Here is a 16,448-nt window from a genome sequence, read left to right as displayed (position 1 = left end):
GCCTGGGCATCCGACCACGTCAACGAACCTGAAAAGCAAGGAGATCACGTGCTCGACGCCGACTTCTTCCGGCGCTGGCTGACGGTGGCCGCCGCGGCCGTGGACCGTGAGGCCGACCGGCTCACCGAACTCGACTCGCCGATCGGCGACGCAGACCACGGCAGCAATCTGCAACGCGGCTTCAACGCCGTGCGCTCCACCCTCGACAAGGACGCCCCGGACACTCCGGGGGCCGTACTGACCACGGCCGGGCGGCAGTTGATCTCGACGGTGGGCGGTGCGTCCGGGCCGCTGTACGGGACGCTGCTGCGCCGCACCGGCAAGGCGCTGGGCGACGCGGCCGAGGTCGACGAGGCGGACTTCGCGCAGGCCCTGAAGGCCGGGGTCGACGCGGTCGCCGCGCTCGGCGGGGCCGCCCCCGGCGACAAGACGATGCTCGACGCCCTCGTGCCGGCGGTGGAGGCGCTCGGCGACGGAGACTTCGCGGCGGCGCGCTCCGCGGCCGAGCACGGGGCGGAGGCCACCACCCCGCTCCAGGCCCGCAAGGGGCGGGCGAGCTACCTCGGCGAGCGCAGCATCGGGCACCAGGACCCGGGCGCCACGTCGTCGGCGCTGCTGATCGGCGCGCTTGCCGAGGCGGCGGGAGGCGCATCGTGAGCGCCCCCGGCAAGCCCGTCGGCATCGTGCTGGTCTCGCACAGCAAGGACGTCGCCGAGTCGGTGGCGCGGCTCGCGACCGGCCTCTCCGGCGGCGGCGACACCGCGCCGATCGCGGCGGCGGGCGGCACGGAGGACGGCGGCCTCGGCACCAGTTCCGAGCTGATCTCGGCGGCCGCCGCCGAGGTCGACCGGGGCGCGGGCGTCGCGGTCCTCGTGGACCTCGGCAGCGCCGTGCTGACCGTGAAGGCGCTGCTGGCCGAGGGCGACGAACTCCCGGACGGCACGCGCCTGGTGGACGCCCCCTTCGTGGAGGGCGCGATCGCCGCGGTCGTCACCGCCTCCACCAGGGCGGACCTGGACGCGGTCGCCGCGGCGGCCTCGGAGGCGTACACGTACCGCAAGGACTGAGAGAACAACCGAGGGGCTCCGGAGAGCCGAGACCCCTCAACGAGCCTTTGGTACAGACCTGTTGGCGCGAACCTCTTGAGGAATGCCCGCCTCTCGTGCCATACAGGTCTGTACCAATCCGCTCGAACGGAAGGCCCTCCGTGCGACGCCTCCCCCCACGCGCTCTGCTCGCCCGCACGCTCTGCGCCGCCGCGCTCGTGACCGCGCTCGCCTCCTGCGGCCTCCTCTCCGACAGCGCGCAGGCCGAGGGGCCCGCCCTGTCGGCGCCTGCCGGCGTCACCGCGCAGGCCGGGAGCGCCACCTCCGTGCACGTCATGTGGAACCGCCCCGCGAGCACGGCGGAGGTCGAGGGGTACGAGGTGTACCGGGGCGCCAAGCGCGTGAAGCGCCTGCCCGCGGAGCGCCACATGGTCGACGTCACCGGGCTCGCCCCCAGGTCGCGCTACGTGTTCACGGTGCGCGCCCGCGGCGCTGACGGCTCCCTCGGGCCCGCCAGTACCCGTGTAACCGTCACCACCCCGGCCGCCGTCAAGGAGGACCGCGCGGCGCCGACCCGGCCGACCGGGCTGCGCGGAGAGGCGGACGGGAGCCGGGCGGTGTCGCTCGCCTGGCGCGCGGCGGCGGACGCCCGGGGTGTCGCCTCGTACGACATCTACCAGGGCGCCACGAAGATCCACAGCGTCGGCGGCAAGGAGACGCGGGCCCTGGTCACCGGGCTGCGGCCGGGCACCGCCTACGCGTTCAGCGTGCGCGCCCGGGACGCCGCCGACAACACCTCCGCCGCGAGCGGGACCCTGCGCCTGACGACCGCGCGGGGCAAGGGCGAGACGGGGCCGGGCACCGCCCCCGCGGACTTCGAGGCGTCGACGCGGCGCTCGAAGGGCGCGTACTACATCGACCTGACGTGGACGCCGCCGCGGACCGGCGGCGAGGTCCCGGCGTACCAGGTGTTCCTGGACGGCCGGGCGGCGACGACGGTGGTGTGGGGCGAGGGCGCGCCGGCCGACTCGGCGACGTACAGCTTCTACACCGGGAAGAAGCCGCAGGTGACACACCGGGTGAAGCTGCGCGCGCAGTTGCCGGACGGGACGTGGGGCGCCTTCTCGGCGGAGCGGACCGTGGTCACGGGGAAGGCGGCGAAGCGGGGCTGACGCCCCTCAGTCCAGCTCGGCGATGGTCCGCTCCAGCCAGTCCACCCAGAACCGTTCGAGATCGATGCCCCCGCGCAGCACCGCGTGCTGAAGACGGTCCGCCTCGCTGTTCTTCTCCGGCGGGAAGTCCCGCTTCTCGATGTCCCGGTACATCGCCAACTGTTCGCGGTGCAGGGCGAGATGGCGTGTCAGCTCCTCGGCGATGCCCGCCGTGCCGACCACCGCGGCCGAGCGCAGGCGCAGCAGCAGTGGATCGCGCAGCGGCCTGGGGTCCTGGGGCGTGGCGGTCCAGCGGGCGAGTTCGGCGCGGCCCCGGGGCAGGACCTCGTACTCCTTCTTCTGGCCGCGCGCGGGGGTCTCGGTGGGCAGCGCGCGGATCAGCCCCTCGCGTTCGAGTCTGCCGAGCTCCCGGTAGATCTGCTGGTGCGTGGCCGACCAGAAGTAGCCGATGGACTTGTCGAACCTGCGGGTCAGTTCGAGGCCCGACGACGGCTTCTCCAGGAGCGCCGTGAGGATCGCGTGCGGGAGTGACATGGGGCCCAGAGTACGAGGTGGCGTGCAGGCAGGGAGGTGGCCACGCGTCCGGCGGGCCCGGACACGTGACCACCGGTCTCTACAGGGCCGCCGCGACCTCGGTGCCCTGCTTGATGGCACGCTTGGCGTCCAGCTCGGCCGCGACGTCGGCGCCGCCGATCAGGTGCGGGGTGCGTCCTGCGGCCACCAGGTCGTCGTACAGCGAGCGGTGCGGCTCCTGGCCCGCGCACAGGACGACGGTGTCGACGGGGATGAGGGACTGCGCGCCCTCGACGGTGATGTGCAGGCCCGCGTCGTCGATCAGGTCGTACGTGGCACCCGCGATCATGGTGACGCCGCGGTGGCGCAGTTCGGTGCGGTGGATCCAGCCGGTCGTCTTGCCGAGGCCGGCGCCGACCTTGGTGGCCTTGCGCTGGACGAGGTGCACCTGGCGGGGCGGGGTGGGCCGTTCGGGCCTGGTGAGGCCGCCGCGGTCGCCGTAGTCCATGTCGACGCCCCACTGCCGGAAGTACGTGGCCGCGTCCAGGCTCGCCTTCTCCCCGCCGTCGGTGAGGTACTCGGCGACGTCGAACCCGATGCCGCCCGCGCCGATGATCGCGACGCGGTCGCCGACGGGGGCGCCACCGCGCAGGACGTCGAGGTAGCTGACGACGCTCGGGTGGTCGACGCCGTCGATCGCCGGGGTGCGCGGGGTGACACCGGTGGCGACGGCCACCTCGTCGTAGGAGTCGAGGTCGCCGGCCTCGACGCGGGTCTCCAACTTGACGTTCACGCCGTGCAGTTCGAGCTGCGTGCGGAAGTAGCGCAGCGTCTCGTTGAACTCCTCCTTGCCGGGGACCTGGCGGGCGACGTTGAGCTGCCCGCCGATCTCGGCGGCGGCGTCGAAGAGGGTCACGTCGTGGCCGCGCTCGGCGGCGCTGACGGCGCAGGCGAGTCCGGCGGGGCCCGCGCCGACGACGGCGACGCGCTTGCGGATCCGGGTGGGCGAGAGGACCAGCTCGGTCTCGTGGCAGGCGCGCGGGTTCACCAGGCAGGAGGTGATCTGGAGGCTGAAGATGTGGTCGAGGCAGGCCTGGTTGCAGCCGATGCAGGTGTTGATGGTGTCGGAGCGGTCGGCGGCGGCCTTGTTCACGAACTCCGGGTCGGCGAGCATGGGGCGCGCCATGGACACCATGTCGGCGGCGCCGTCGGCGAGCAACTCCTCGGCGAGTTCCGGGGTGTTGATGCGGTTGGTGGTCACGAGCGGGACGTTCACCTCGCCCATGACCTTCTTGGTGACGAAGGTGTACGCGCCGCGCGGCACGGACGTGGCGATGGTGGGGATGCGGGCCTCGTGCCAGCCGATGCCGGTGTTGATGATGGTGGCTCCGGCCGCCTCGATCTCCTTGGCGAGGTGCACGACCTCGTCGAGGGTCGAGCCGCCGGGGACCAGGTCCAGCATGGACAGCCGGTAGATGAGGATGAAGTCGGGACCGACCCGCTCGCGCACGCGCCGCACGATCTCGACGGCGAAGCGGATCCGGTTCTCGTAGGAGCCGCCCCAGCGGTCCTCGCGGTGGTTGGTGGCGGAGACGATGAACTCGTTGATGAGGTAGCCCTCGGAGCCCATGACCTCGACGCCGTCGTACCCCGCGGACTTGGCGAGCTCGGCGGCGCGCGCGTAGTCCTCGATGGTCCGCTCGACCTCGTCGTCGGTGAGGGCGCGCGGGACGTGGGCGCTGATCGGCGCCTGCACGGCGCTCGGCGCGACGAGGCCCGCGTGGTGCGCGTACCGGCCGAAGTGCAGGATCTGCATGGCGATCCTGCCGCCCGCCGCGTGCACGGCGTCGGTGACCTCGCGGTGCTGCGCGGCCTCCGCCTCGTCCGTCATCTTGGCGCCGCCCTCGAAGGAGCAGCCCTCGGCGTTGGGGGCGATGCCGCCGGTGACCATGAGGCCGACGCCGCCGCGGGCGCGGGTGGCGTAGAACTCGGCCATGCGCGCGAACCCGTTCGGGGCCTCCTCGAGGCCCACGTGCATCGAGCCCATCAGGACGCGGTTGGGGAGCGTCGTGAAACCGAGGTCGAGCGGGGCGAGCAGATGCGGGAAGCGGCTCATGGGGCCCTCCGTGAGCGGTGAACGGTCGAAACAGTTGTAGAGGACACCGCACAGGTTTTGCAACAAGTTGCAAAAGAGATCCGCGCCACGTCCGACCGCCCCGGGGGCCGTGCTGGGTTGTAGAGTGCAACGAGCATCCCGAAAGGAACCGCCGTGGCACAGCCAGAGCACCCGGCCGACCGCGAGGCGGCCGTGGAGACCATCCAGCGCGAGCTGACCTCGTTCGCCCGGCGCGCGCGGGCCACCGCCGCGCGGATGCACCCCGAGCTCTCGCTCGTCTCGTACTCGCTGCTCGCCCACCTCGACGAGCGGGGCGGCTGCCGCGCCACGGACCTGGCGGCGCACTACGCCCTCGACAAGTCCACGGTCAGCCGTCAGGTCGCCGCCCTCCAGCGGGCGGGCCTCGTGATCCGGCGCGTCGACCCGGACGACCACCGGGTACAGGTCCTGCACCCGACCGAGGCCGGCGCCGACGTGCTGCGCCAGGTGACCGTCAACCGCCGCCAGATCTTCGGCGAGCGCCTGGCGGACTGGCCGGAGGAGGACCTGGAGCGGTTCGCCGACTACCTGGTGCGCTACAACCACGCGGCCCAGGAGGATCCGGACGCGTAGTCCGCCCCAATCTACAGCGGGGCGCGCACCGTCCGGAAGCGGGTCGTGTTGCGCAGGTGGAAGCCCAGGGACTCGTAGAGCCGGATCGCGCTCGCGTTGGCCGCGCCGGTGTGCAGGAACGGGGTCTCGCCGCGCTCCTGGACCACGGCCGCGACGGCCTTCACCAGCCGTCCGGCGAGACCCTTGCCCCGGTGGTCCGGGTCGGTGCACACGGCGCTGACCTCGGTGTATCCGGGCAGGTGCAGGCGCTCCCCCGCCATGGCGACGAGCTTTCCGCCCTCGCGGATGCCCAGATACGTGCCGAGCTCGATGGTGCGGGGTGTGAACGGGCCCGGCTGGGTGCGGGCCACCAGGTCGAGCATCTTCGGCACGTCGTCGGCGGTGAGCAGAACGGCCTCCGGGTCCGGGGTCGCGTCCACCGCGTCGCCGACCATGCGCACGCCCGCGTGGTCCACCGTCGTCTCCCAGCCCTCCGGCAGCTCGATGTCGGTGCCGAGCAGCGGCAGGGTTCCGTCGGGGGCGGCGAAGGCGGCGAGGCCCGTCCAGTCCTCGGGTCCCGGGTCGGGCGGCAGCGCGGTCCACGGCGTGACGGCGGCGGGATAGCGCAGGGCCCGGCCGCTGCGCTCGGCGAAGTGCGCGTGCGGTCCCGTGAGCGCGGCGTACGCCGGGTGATCGAGGGGGTGGAACCCGCGCTCGGTGTGCGGGGCGGGACCCGTGGTGCCCTCGTGTGCTGCGTACGTCTGCGTCTGCGTCATCCGCCGGAACCTTCGAACCTTCTCCTGTGCCACTGCCGCCCCATCCGTAAGGGACGGCCACAAGATCAGAACCGCCGCGAACGCCACCGCATTCCCGGACCCCGCGAGGCGCACCCGTGATCACGCTTGGCATCCTGGCGCGATGCCGTTCACGTCACTGAGTGATCACGTCGAGTCCCTGCTCGCCGCCGAGGGACCGCTGCCGATCGTCGCCGCGGGCGACCCGGTGCTGCGCCGCCCCGCCGAGCCCGTCGAAGGGCAGCTCCCGGACGAGCTGCTCGCCCGGCTGATCGCCGCGATGCGGGTCACCATGCACGCCGCGCCCGGCGTGGGCCTCGCCGCGCCGCAGATCGGGGTGCCGCTGCGGCTCGCCGTCATCGAGGACGCGGCGAACGTGAGCGAGGAGGTGCGAGCGGCGCGGGGGCGGACGCCGCAGCCGTTCCGGGTGCTGCTCAACCCGTCGTACGACGGTGTGGGAGCGCGCGGCGCGGCGTTCTACGAGGGATGCCTGAGCGTGCCGGGCTACCAGGCCGTGGTCGCCCGGCACGAGCGGGTGCGGCTGCGCGCCCTCGACGAGCGGGGGCGCGCGGTGGACGAGGAGTTCACGGGCTGGCCCGCGCGGATCGTGCAGCACGAGACGGACCACCTGAACGGCATGCTCTATCTGGACCGGGCCGAGCTGCGGTCCCTGTCGTCCACGCAGACGCCCGAAGCGGTGGAGCGCTGGGCGCAACCGACGCCCCGACTCGCCGCGCGCGAGCTGGGGTTCGAGCTGCCGTCGTCCGACTGACCGTCAGCTCAGCTTCGGCATCTCGCCCTTGGCCGCCGTCACGTCGATGACGGAGAAGGCGGCCCCCTGCGGGTCGCCGACCGCCGCGAACCGGCCGAAGGGGGTGTCGATCGGCCCGAAGTGCAGCTTGCCGCCCAGGCGTTGGACGGTGGCGACGGCCGCGTCGCAGTCCTCGACGACGAAGTACACATTGACGTAGCTCGGGACGTGCGGCGGGAAGTCGTCCGTCATCTGCATGCGGCCCATGGTGGGTTCGCCGTTCAGCTCCCACACGTTGAAGTCGACGTGCTCGTCCTCCATCTTCTTCACGTCGTAGCCGAAGACGGCCGGGAAGAAGGAGTCGGTCCTCGCGGCGTTGCGGGTGTTGACCTCGGCCCAGCAGAACGCGCCGGGCTCGTTGACCTTCTCGAAGCCCTCGTGGGTGTCCGGCTGCCAGACGCTGAAGACGACTCCCGCGGGGTCCTGCGCGGTGGCCATCGTGCCGAACGAGGCGACCTGCATCGGGTCCATCATGAGGCTGCCGCCCGCGTCCTTGATCCGCTCGGCGACCGACTCGATGTCCGCGGTGGCGAGGTACAGGTTCCACGCGGGGTGCACGCCCTCGGCGCCGGGCATCTGCGGCACCAGTGCCGCCACCCGCTTGCCGTCCGGCGTCCTGGCCTGCGTGTAGTTGCCGAACTCGGCGCTGCCCTCGTCGTAGGTCCAGCCGAACAGCTCCGTGTAGAAGCCCTTCGCGGCCTCCAGGTCGGGGAACATGGCGTCGGCCCAGACCGGCGCGCCTTCAGGACGAGCGGACATGACGCGACACCCTTCCGTCGGTCGCCGGGCACGACGCCGCCCGGCAGCTATGGATACACGCTAGGCGCGGCGGGCCCGCGGCGCGATCCGGCGGACGGCAAGCGGGAGGCGTGATTCCGGGCCGCGGGGCGGGGCCGCAGTGGCAGGATGCGCACGCCCGGACCAGCCGCGCCCCAGGAGGCCCCGCCTTGCACTGGAGATCCGTCCTCCGCGCCGTCGCTCTCCCCGCCGCCCTGTGCGCGGCCGTCCTCTCCCAGGCGGGCCCCGCGCCGGCCGCCGCCCAGGCCGTGGGCACCGAGGCGGTCTTCAACAATCCGGTCGGCACGGCCGCCGAGCAGCAGGCGATCGTGACCCGGCAGGTCGAGCTGATCGCCGGCGCGCCAGCCGGATCCAGGATCCGGCTTTCGCTGTTCTACGCGGACGACCCGACGGTCACGGACGCGCTGATCGCCGCCCACGCGCGCGGGGTCGCCGTGCAGGTGATCCTCGACAACAAGGCCGTGACCATGGCCCCGTACCAGAGCCTGCTGAGCGCGCTCGGCGGGGACACGTCGAAGGCGTCGTGGGTGATGAACTGCGGCGCGGGCCGCGGCTGCATCGGCACCCGCGCCCTCGGCACCGTCGACGCGATCAACCACAACAAGTTCCTGCTGCTGTCGAGCACACAGGGCACGGCGAACGTCGTCGTGCAGTCCTCGGCGAACCTGCACAACGGCCGCGACGGCACGAAGGGCTGGAACAACGCCCTCGTCCTCACCGGCAACGACGGCATGTACTCCGCGTACAACGCCTACTTCGACGACCTCACGTCCCGTACGGCGAACAACAACTACTACGACACGGGCCGGCCCCCGGTGGCGTCCGGGAACGCGAAGGCGCACTTCTACCCGCGCGCCGAGAGCAACGGGCAGCCGTACAACGACCCGTCGGAGGACACCGTCGCGACGGTCCTCGACCACGTGGAGTGCTTCGGGAACACCAAGGTGGGCACGGCCGACAACCACCGCACCCGGATCCGCGTCGCCATGAACATCTTCAGCCGCCCCTACCTGGCCCAGCGCCTCGCCGCGCTCGACGCCGAGGGCTGCTATGTCGAGGTGTCGCAGAACTACAACCCGGCCAGCGCCCTGGAGCAGCAGTCGCTGTCGGCGCTCCTCGCGAGGACCTCCAGCGTCTACGGCGGTGTGATCGCCAGGTACTACTGCCAGGCCGACCCGACGTGGATCCACGACAAGTACCTGCTGGTCGAGGGCAAGTACTACGGCGTCCCCGACCGCAAGCTCGTGTGGACGGGCAGCCACAACTGGAGCGGCAACTCGCTGCGGCAGAGCGACGAGACGATGCTCCAGCTGGAGGATCCGGCGGTGCACGACGCGTACGTGGCGAACTACAACAAGGTGCGGGCGGCGACGACGCATCAGCCGGCGAACGGCGGCGCGCCGTCCTGCTGAGCCCCGTTCAGCGGCGCGTCGCCACGACCAGCCTGCACCGCGGGCTGCCGTCAGGGCGCGCGCCGAGGTCGGGCAGCGCGTACAGGGTGACGTCGAATCCGGCGTGGTCCAGCGCGCGGCGTACGTCGGCGAGGCGGAACGGCCGGTAGTACATGACGAACGGCGGACGCCACACCGCGTTGCGCACCCGCATCGCGGCATCGAAGCCGAGCATCGCCCAGTAGCCCACGGTGCCGGGCCCGGCGGGCGCGGGCAGCGGGAACGCGAACTGCCCGCCGGGGCGCAGCACTTGGCACACCCCGGAGAACAGCCGCGGCCATTCGCGCGGCAGGAAGTGCCCGAACGCCCCGAAGCTCACCACGAGGTCGAAGACCTCGCCGAAGGGCAGCGCGAGGGCGTCCGCGCGGACGTGGTGGGCGGCCGGTTCGGCGCGTCGCGCGACGTCCAGCATCCCGTCGCTGAAGTCCACGCCCACGGACCGACCGACGCCCGCCTCGCGCAGCACGCGCAGGCCCGCCCCGGTGCCGCAGCACAGGTCGAGCCCGGTGTCGTAGGGGCCGAGTCCGGCGAGCGCGCGGCCCACCGCGTCGAGCACGACATCCGGGGTACGGAACGGCGTGTGGTCGAATTTCGGCGCCAGCAGGTCGTAGCCGCGCTCGACCGAGGAAAGCGCCTGAACGGCCAGCTCGCGGAGGGTGGGGCCCTGATCGGTGAACATGGCGGCTCAGCATAGGGCGGACGCGCGCCGCAGCAGGGGCTTGCCGCGCGACAGGTGTCGGGTGGTACGGTCTTAGCGGTACATGTGCTCGCCCGTTTCGAGGCGCCGGTACCGAATCTCTTCTCTCAGCGCACGCGGGTCGACCGTCTCCCGGTCACCGCACAGCGCACGTCATTCCTGGTCAGCGGCTTCTGGCGGGCTCTTCACCCGTTGCCTCGACGCCAGGTTCTCCCCCGGCCGCGGGGCGCGCTCTACCGCCCCCGCCCTTCGCCGGATCCCCTCCCTCCCCTGCCCTTGTACGCCTGCCGCGTCCGCGGCCCGGCCCGCGAAAGGACCTGTGATCGTCATGACCACGGCCACCACCCTGAGCACCACCACCGCACCCAAGGAACAAGAACCCGTCCGCGCCGCCGGAGTCCTCGACATCGGCGGGAACGGGCACGGCTTCCTGCGGGCGCCCGACCTGGAACCCACGTCGCACGACGTCCAGGTCCCCGCCCACCTCATCCGCCAACTCGGCCTGCGCAAGGGCGACTTCGTCGAAGGCACGTGCGGGAGGCCGCGCGGTCTCGCACACGTCGAGACCGTCGGCGGCGCGCCCGCCGACGCGAGCCGCGGCCGCCCGCGCTTCGCCGACCTCACCCCGCTCCACCCCAGCGAGCGCTTCCGCCTGGAGCACCCGGCCGCCGGGCTCGCCGGACGCGTCGTCGACCTGTTCACACCCATCGGCAAGGGGCAGCGCGGCCTGATCGTCGCGCCGCCGAAGACCGGCAAGACAGTGCTGTTGCAACAGCTCGCCGCCGCGTTCGCCGCGAACCACCCCGAGATCCACCTCATGGTGGTACTCGTCGACGAGCGCCCCGAGGAGGTCACCGACATGCGCCGCTCCGTGCGCGGCGAGGTGTACGCCTCGACGTTCGACCGTCCGGCGAAGGCGCACATCGCGCTGGCCGAACTCGCCGTCGAGCGCGCCAAGCGCCTCACCGAGCAGGGCCGCGACGTGGTGATCCTCCTCGACTCCCTCACCCGGCTGTGCCGGGCGCACAACAACGCGGCCTCCACCAGCGGCCGCACCCTGTCGGGCGGTGTCGACGCCGCGGCCCTGCACGGGCCGAAGCGCTTCTTCGGTGCGGCCCGCGACGCCGAGGAGGCCGGCTCGCTGACCATCCTCGCGACCGCCCTCGTCGACACCGGCTCCCGCGCCGACGACTACTACTTCGAGGAGCTCAAGAGCACCGGCAACATGGAGCTGCGCCTGGACCGCGTCCTCGCGCAACGCCGTGTCCACCCGGCCGTCGAGCTCACCCCCTCCGGCACCCGCCGCGAGGAACTCCTGCTCCCCGCCGCCGAGTTGACCGTCGTACGCGGACTTCGGCGCGCCCTCCAGAGCCGGGACCCGGCCGCCTCCTACGAGGCCCTGCTCGACAAGCTGCGCCAGAGCCCGGACAACGCCGCGTTCCTGCGCCAGGCGCACTCCACGGTTCCCACCGGCTGACCCGCCCCCGAGTGCGTAATACTCGACACATGAACGCGAGCATTACGCGCCGTGGCGGGCCCCCGGCCGTCACCGTCCGGCGGGCCACCGCCCGGGACGCCCGGCGCCTCACCCGCCTCGTGCGCGGCTCCAGCGCCTACCGGGACCCCTACGCCTCCATGGTCGCGGGCTACCGGGTGGGCCCCGACTACATCGAGGCGCACCACGTCTACGTGGCGGTGGATCCGGCCGACGAGCGGGTGCTGGGCTTCTACGCGCTGCTCGCCGAGCCCCCGGAGCTGGACCTGATGTTCGTCGCCGACGAGGCACAGGGCCGGGGCATCGGGCGGCTGCTCGTCGACCACATGCGGGAGCGGGCCCTGGCAGCGGGCCTCGACCACGTCCGCGTCGTCGCGCACCCGCCCGCCGAGGGCTTCTACCGCGGCATGGGCGCGCACCGCACCGGCACCGTGCCCGCGCGTCCGCCGGTCGCCTGGGACCGGCCCGAACTCGAATTCCCCATTCCCCCGGCCGCCTGAGGGGTTCCGCCCTCGCCCGGTACGGCGCACACTCGGGGGCGTCGGAATGCGGCAAGGAGGCCACATTGGGCAGCAGTCAGGCACGCGCCGAGGCGTTCGACGTGATCGTGGAGATCCCGCAAGGGTCCCGGAACAAATACGAGATGGACCACGATCTCGGCCGGATCCGGCTCGACCGGATGCTGTTCACGTCGACGCAGTACCCCGCGGACTACGGCTACATCACCGGCACGCTCGGCGGCGACGGCGACCCGCTGGACGCGCTCGTCCTGACCGGCGACGCGACGTTCCCCGGCTGCGCCATCGAGTGCCGGGCCATCGGCATGTTCGTGATGAGCGACGAGAAGGGCCCGGACGAGAAGGTCCTGTGCGTTCCCGCGCACGACCCGCGGCACGACGCGACCCGGGACATCGAGGACATCCCCGAGTTCGACCGCCTGGAGATCACGCATTTCTTCGAGGTCTACAAGGACCTGGAGCCGGGCAAATCGGTCGACGGCTCCCACTGGGAGGGCCGGGAGAAGGCGTACGACGAGATCCGCCGGGCCCGCGAGCGCGCCGCGGGCAGGTAGTAGGGTGGTCGGGCCGTGGTGCTCGGGAAGACCGGTGACGGCCCTTCAGGGGCCCATTCCGGAGCGGCCCTCGCCACTGTGATCGGGTTCTGGACAGCGACGTCCGGAGCGCGCCGTTCCATCCTGTACGCCACTGGCGGCCGTCGGCCGCTGGGAAGGCCGGAGCGGCGGGCACGCCCGTAAGCCAGGAGACCGGCCGCGGCATCTCACGAAGTGATCCACGAGGTGCTGGAGCGTGATCGACGCATGACCCTGCCCGGGAACTCCCCGACCCCTGCCCTGAACTCCCCCTCCCCTGCCTTCCGCTGGCGCCGCGAGGACACGCTGCGCACGGCCGGCCTGATCGCGGTGATCGCCGCGCTGCACGTCGTCGCGTTCGGCGTGCTCTTCCTGCTCGTCGTCCCCGAGCACTATGAGGTCGACAACAAGGCCTTCGGCATCGGCCTCGGCATCACCGCGTACACGCTCGGGATGCGGCACGCCTTCGACGCCGACCACATCGCGGCCATCGACAACACCACCCGCAAGCTGATGGCGGACGGCAAGCGGCCGGTCTCGGTCGGCTTCTGGTTCGCGCTCGGCCACTCCAGCGTGGTGGTCGTGCTCGCGGCGCTCGTCGCGGGCGGCACGGCGCTCGCCACCACTCTGACCAGCGACAACTCGCCCACCCACCAGGTGCTCGGCGTCGTCGGCACGACCGTCTCCGGCACGTTCCTGTACCTCATCGCGGCGCTCAACCTCGTTGCCCTGATGGGCATTTTGAAGGTCTTCAAGGCGATGCGCGCGGGTTCCTACGACGAGAAGAAGCTCGAGGAGCACCTGGATTCCCGCGGGTTCATGAACCGGATCCTCGGCCGCTTCACCAAGTCCATCACCCGGCCAGGACAGATGTTCCCGCTGGGCTTCCTCTTCGGGCTCGGCTTCGACACCGCGACCGAGGTGACGCTGATGGTGATGGCGGGCAGCGGCGCCGCCGCGGGCCTGCCGTGGTACGCGATCCTGTGCCTGCCGCTGCTGTTCGCCGCGGGCATGAGCCTGTTCGACACCCTGGACGGCACGTTCATGAACTTCGCCTACCAGTGGGCGTTCTCCAATCCGGTCCGCAAGGTGTTCTACAACCTCACCATCACCGGCCTGTCGATCGCGGTCGCGTTCTTCATCGGGACGATCGAACTCGTCGGCGTCCTGCACGACAAGCTCGACCTGAGCGACGCGGTCACCGGGTGGATCGCGGGGCTCGACCTCGACAACGTCGGGTACGTCATCGTGGGCCTGTTCGTGGTCGTGTGGGTGGCGGCGATCGCTTACTGGCGACTGGCGCGGGTCGAACAGCGGTGGTCGGCGCGGGTGGCCGACGGGGCGTAGCCCTCGTACACCGGATAAATCGGTTGCCGGGGTGCGCGGCGTGCTGCTGCACTGATCCCCGTGCGGCAGCTGCCGCGCATCCCGAGCGTGAGGACCGATCCATGCGCACTGCAGTCCTGTTCCTTCCGAGGGCCACCGGCAATCCCGCCGTGGCATCCCCTTCCCTCAAGGACCCGACTGCCAGTGGCACTGCTGAATCTTGGAATTCTCGCGCACGTCGACGCCGGTAAGACCAGCCTGACCGAGCGGCTCCTGCACACGGCCGGTGTGATCGACGAACTCGGCCGCGTCGACGACGGGAGCACCCGCACCGACTCCCTCGACCTGGAGCGCCGGCGCGGCATCACCATCAAGTCGGCCGTGGTGTCGTTCCCGGTCGACGGCACCACCGTCAACCTGGTGGACACACCGGGACACCCCGACTTCATCGCCGAGGTCGAGCGCGTGCTCGGCGTGCTCGACGGGGCGGTCCTCGTCGTCTCCGCCGTGGAGGGCGTACAGGCACAGACCCGCGTCCTGATGCGGACCCTGCGCCGACTGCGCATCCCCACCGTGGTGTTCGTGAACAAGGTCGACCGCGGCGGCGCCCGCGAGTCCGCGCTCCTCGACGACCTGCGGCACAAGCTCGCGCCCGCGATGATCCCGATGAACACGGTGGCGCACGGCCTCGGCGGCCGGGACGCGCACTGCGTTCCCTGCGCGTCCGACGACGCGGCCCATCGCGCCCGCCTTGTCGACGTGCTCTCGGCCCGTGACGACGCGCTCCTGGAGGCGTACGTCAAGGACGAGGAGTCGGTCACGTACGGCTGGCTGCGCGACGCGCTCGCCGAACAGACGGCGCGCACCGAGGCGCATCCGGTGTACTTCGGCTCGGCGATGACGGGCGCGGGGATCGACGCGCTCGTGGACGGCATCACGCGCCTGCTCCCGACGGCCGACGAGCGGCCCCGACTGCCGCTGTCCGCCCGCGTGTTCAAGGTGGAGCGCGGACCGGCCGGCGAGAAGATCGCGTACGCCCGGGTGTTCACGGGGACGCTGCCGGTCCGCGAGCGGCTCGCGCTGCCCGGCGGCGGCGAGGACCGGGTGACGGCGGTGCGCGTCTTCGCGGACGGCGCGGACACACCGCGCACGGAAGCGGGGCCCGGGCAGGTGGCGCGGCTGTGGGGGCTGGGCGGCGTACGCGTCGGGGACGATCTCGGCGAGCCCCGGGTGCCCGTCGAGGAGCACCACTTCGCACCGCCGACCCTGGAGACGGTCGTCGACCCCGACCGGCCGGGGCGGCGCGGCGCCCTGCTCGCCGCGCTCACGCAGCTCGCCGAGCAGGACCCGCTGATCGGCCTGCGGCAGGACGACATCCGCCAGGAGATCTTCCTGTCGCTCTACGGAGAAGTGCAGAAGGAGGTCGTGCAGGCCACGCTCGCCGAGGAGTTCGGGCTCGATGTGACGTTCCGGGAGTCGACGCCGCTGTGCGTCGAGCGGCCGACGGGCTCCGGCGCGGCGGCCGAGGCCATGAAGGACGAGGGCAACCCGTTCCTGGCGACCGTCGGCCTGCGGGTCGACCCGGCGCCGATCGGCTCGGGTGTCGCGTTCCGGCTCGGCATCGAGCTCGGCTCCCTCCCCCTGGCCTTCATCAAGGCCATCGAGGAGAGCGTGCACAGGACGCTGCGCCAGGGACTGCTCGGCTGGCAGGTCACCGACTGCACGGTGACCCTCGCACGCTCCGGCTACGCCCCGCGTCAGAGCCACGCGCACGCGATCTTCGACAAGTCGATGTCGAGCACGGGCGCCGACTTCCGCGGCCTCACCCCGCTGGTCCTGATGAGCGCGCTCACGCGCGCGGGCACGGCGGTGTGCGAGCCGATGCACCGCTTCCGCCTGGACATCCCGGCGGATCTGTACGGGGCGGTGCTGCCGGTGCTCACCCGGCTGCGGGCGGTGCCGACGGGACAGCGCACGGACGGCGGGCCGTGGACCACGGTCGACGGTGTGATCCCCGCGGCCCGGGTGCGCGCCTTGGAGCAGCAACTGCCGTCCCTCACCCGGGGCGAAGGGGTCCTGGAGGCCTCCTTCGACCACTACGCACCGGTCCACGAGGACGCGCCGCGCCGCTCCCGCACGGACCACGACCCGCTGCACCGCAAGGAGTACCTGCTGCGGGTGGTGCGCGGGGCGGGGGCGCGGACGGTGTGAGAGCGGGGGCTCGCGCCAAGCGGTTGAATCCGGGCCGTTCGGCCCACCACAAGGGCCCCTTGGCCCCGTCCGTCATGGGGCCGCGCACTGAGATGCTGCGGTATCGAGCCTCCCGTGCCCTCGCCCTCCCGCCGCGGCGCACGGTCGAGGCCGAGGGCCGGGCCCGCTGTTCGCAGAAGGGGGAGCCGCGAATGGCGGGCCCGTCCGTACCCCCGCCCAGGACGGGCCACCCCGGCTTCGCACGCGTGTCCGGCGCGCCGCTGTGGCAACTCGCGCGCAAAACGCCCCAATCGGAGCGATAAAGTGGCTCGTCAACCCGCACATGCCCGATCACTCA

Annotated in this window: 16 protein-coding genes and 1 riboswitch; of the genes, 11 read left to right on the top strand and 5 right to left on the bottom strand. The window is 72.2% G+C overall.

The annotated features are described in order from the left end of the window. Window positions 1-48 precede the first annotated feature (48 nt). From dhaL to ACNYS0_RS36740, 3 genes are all read left to right on the top strand, one after another. Complete coding sequence (gene dhaL, locus ACNYS0_RS36750) at window positions 49-657, top strand: dihydroxyacetone kinase subunit DhaL (protein ID WP_422480139.1); 609 nt, start codon at window positions 49-51, stop codon at window positions 655-657. Further along, window positions 654-1,067, top strand: a complete 414-nt coding sequence (gene dhaM, locus ACNYS0_RS36745) for a dihydroxyacetone kinase phosphoryl donor subunit DhaM (RefSeq protein ID WP_422480137.1) — start codon at window positions 654-656, stop codon at window positions 1,065-1,067. Before dhaL ends, dhaM begins: the two co-directional genes overlap by 4 nt. A 140-nt stretch (window positions 1,068-1,207) precedes the next feature. Then, entirely contained in the window at window positions 1,208-2,218 is a 1,011-nt protein-coding gene (locus ACNYS0_RS36740; RefSeq protein WP_422480135.1) for a fibronectin type III domain-containing protein, read from the top strand. Between the two features lie 6 nt (window positions 2,219-2,224). Here ACNYS0_RS36740 and ACNYS0_RS36735 read toward each other — a convergent pair whose 3' ends face one another. Beyond that, entirely contained in the window at window positions 2,225-2,752 is a 528-nt protein-coding gene (locus ACNYS0_RS36735; RefSeq protein ID WP_422480133.1) for a PadR family transcriptional regulator, read from the bottom strand. A 79-nt stretch (window positions 2,753-2,831) separates the two neighbouring features. After that, on the bottom strand, window positions 2,832-4,847 hold the full coding sequence (locus ACNYS0_RS36730; protein WP_422480131.1) for an FAD-dependent oxidoreductase: 2,016 nt from the start codon (window positions 4,845-4,847) through the stop codon (window positions 2,832-2,834). Window positions 4,848-5,000: 153 nt separating this feature from the next. On the opposite strand from ACNYS0_RS36730, the gene ACNYS0_RS36725 reads away from it, so the two are divergent. Continuing rightward, window positions 5,001-5,459, top strand: a complete 459-nt coding sequence (locus ACNYS0_RS36725; RefSeq protein ID WP_422405603.1) for a MarR family winged helix-turn-helix transcriptional regulator — start codon at window positions 5,001-5,003, stop codon at window positions 5,457-5,459. Window positions 5,460-5,470: 11 nt separating this feature from the next. Here the strand turns inward: ACNYS0_RS36725 and ACNYS0_RS36720 are convergent, their stop codons facing one another. Further along, window positions 5,471-6,214, bottom strand: a complete 744-nt coding sequence (locus ACNYS0_RS36720; RefSeq protein WP_422480129.1) for a GNAT family N-acetyltransferase — start codon at window positions 6,212-6,214, stop codon at window positions 5,471-5,473. A 142-nt stretch (window positions 6,215-6,356) separates the two neighbouring features. On the opposite strand from ACNYS0_RS36720, the gene def reads away from it, so the two are divergent. After that, a complete protein-coding gene (def, locus tag ACNYS0_RS36715; protein WP_422480127.1) occupies window positions 6,357-7,004 on the top strand; it encodes a peptide deformylase in 648 nt (215 codons plus the stop codon). Between the two features lie 3 nt (window positions 7,005-7,007). Here def and ACNYS0_RS36710 read toward each other — a convergent pair whose 3' ends face one another. Beyond that, a complete protein-coding gene (locus ACNYS0_RS36710; RefSeq protein ID WP_422480125.1) occupies window positions 7,008-7,802 on the bottom strand; it encodes a VOC family protein in 795 nt (264 codons plus the stop codon). 188 nt (window positions 7,803-7,990) lie between these two features. On the opposite strand from ACNYS0_RS36710, the gene ACNYS0_RS36705 reads away from it, so the two are divergent. After that, window positions 7,991-9,253: a phospholipase D-like domain-containing protein gene (locus tag ACNYS0_RS36705; protein WP_422480123.1), complete on the top strand. Its 1,263-nt coding sequence runs from the start codon at window positions 7,991-7,993 to the stop codon at window positions 9,251-9,253. A gap of 7 nt (window positions 9,254-9,260) precedes the next feature. Here ACNYS0_RS36705 and ACNYS0_RS36700 read toward each other — a convergent pair whose 3' ends face one another. Further along, on the bottom strand, window positions 9,261-9,971 hold the full coding sequence (locus tag ACNYS0_RS36700; RefSeq protein WP_422480121.1) for a class I SAM-dependent methyltransferase: 711 nt from the start codon (window positions 9,969-9,971) through the stop codon (window positions 9,261-9,263). 346 nt (window positions 9,972-10,317) lie between these two features. Between ACNYS0_RS36700 and rho the strand changes: the two genes are divergently transcribed. From rho to ACNYS0_RS36675, 5 genes are all read left to right on the top strand, one after another. Then, a complete protein-coding gene (gene rho / locus ACNYS0_RS36695) occupies window positions 10,318-11,466 on the top strand; it encodes a transcription termination factor Rho (protein WP_422480119.1) in 1,149 nt (382 codons plus the stop codon). Window positions 11,467-11,495: 29 nt separating this feature from the next. Further along, window positions 11,496-11,984 carry a GNAT family N-acetyltransferase gene (locus ACNYS0_RS36690; RefSeq protein ID WP_385764881.1) on the top strand — a complete coding sequence of 163 codons (489 nt, stop codon included), beginning with the start codon at window positions 11,496-11,498 and terminating at the stop codon, window positions 11,982-11,984. Between the two features lie 65 nt (window positions 11,985-12,049). Further along, complete coding sequence (locus ACNYS0_RS36685) at window positions 12,050-12,556, top strand: inorganic diphosphatase (protein ID WP_422480117.1); 507 nt, start codon at window positions 12,050-12,052, stop codon at window positions 12,554-12,556. Then, a riboswitch (cobalamin riboswitch) is annotated at window positions 12,556-12,771 on the top strand. Its footprint overlaps the gene before it by 1 nt. 31 nt (window positions 12,772-12,802) lie before the next feature. Then, entirely contained in the window at window positions 12,803-13,921 is a 1,119-nt protein-coding gene (gene nicT, locus ACNYS0_RS36680; RefSeq protein WP_422480115.1) for a Nickel transporter NicT, read from the top strand. Window positions 13,922-14,104: 183 nt separating this feature from the next. Next, a complete protein-coding gene (locus tag ACNYS0_RS36675) occupies window positions 14,105-16,111 on the top strand; it encodes a GTP-binding protein (RefSeq protein WP_422480113.1) in 2,007 nt (668 codons plus the stop codon). Window positions 16,112-16,448 lie beyond the last annotated feature (337 nt).

The organism is Streptomyces anthophorae (assembly GCF_049310305.1).
Classification (GTDB): domain Bacteria; phylum Actinomycetota; class Actinomycetes; order Streptomycetales; family Streptomycetaceae; genus Streptomyces.
Note: the sequence above shows the minus strand (reverse complement) of the source record. Positions and strands in the feature narration are given on the sequence as shown.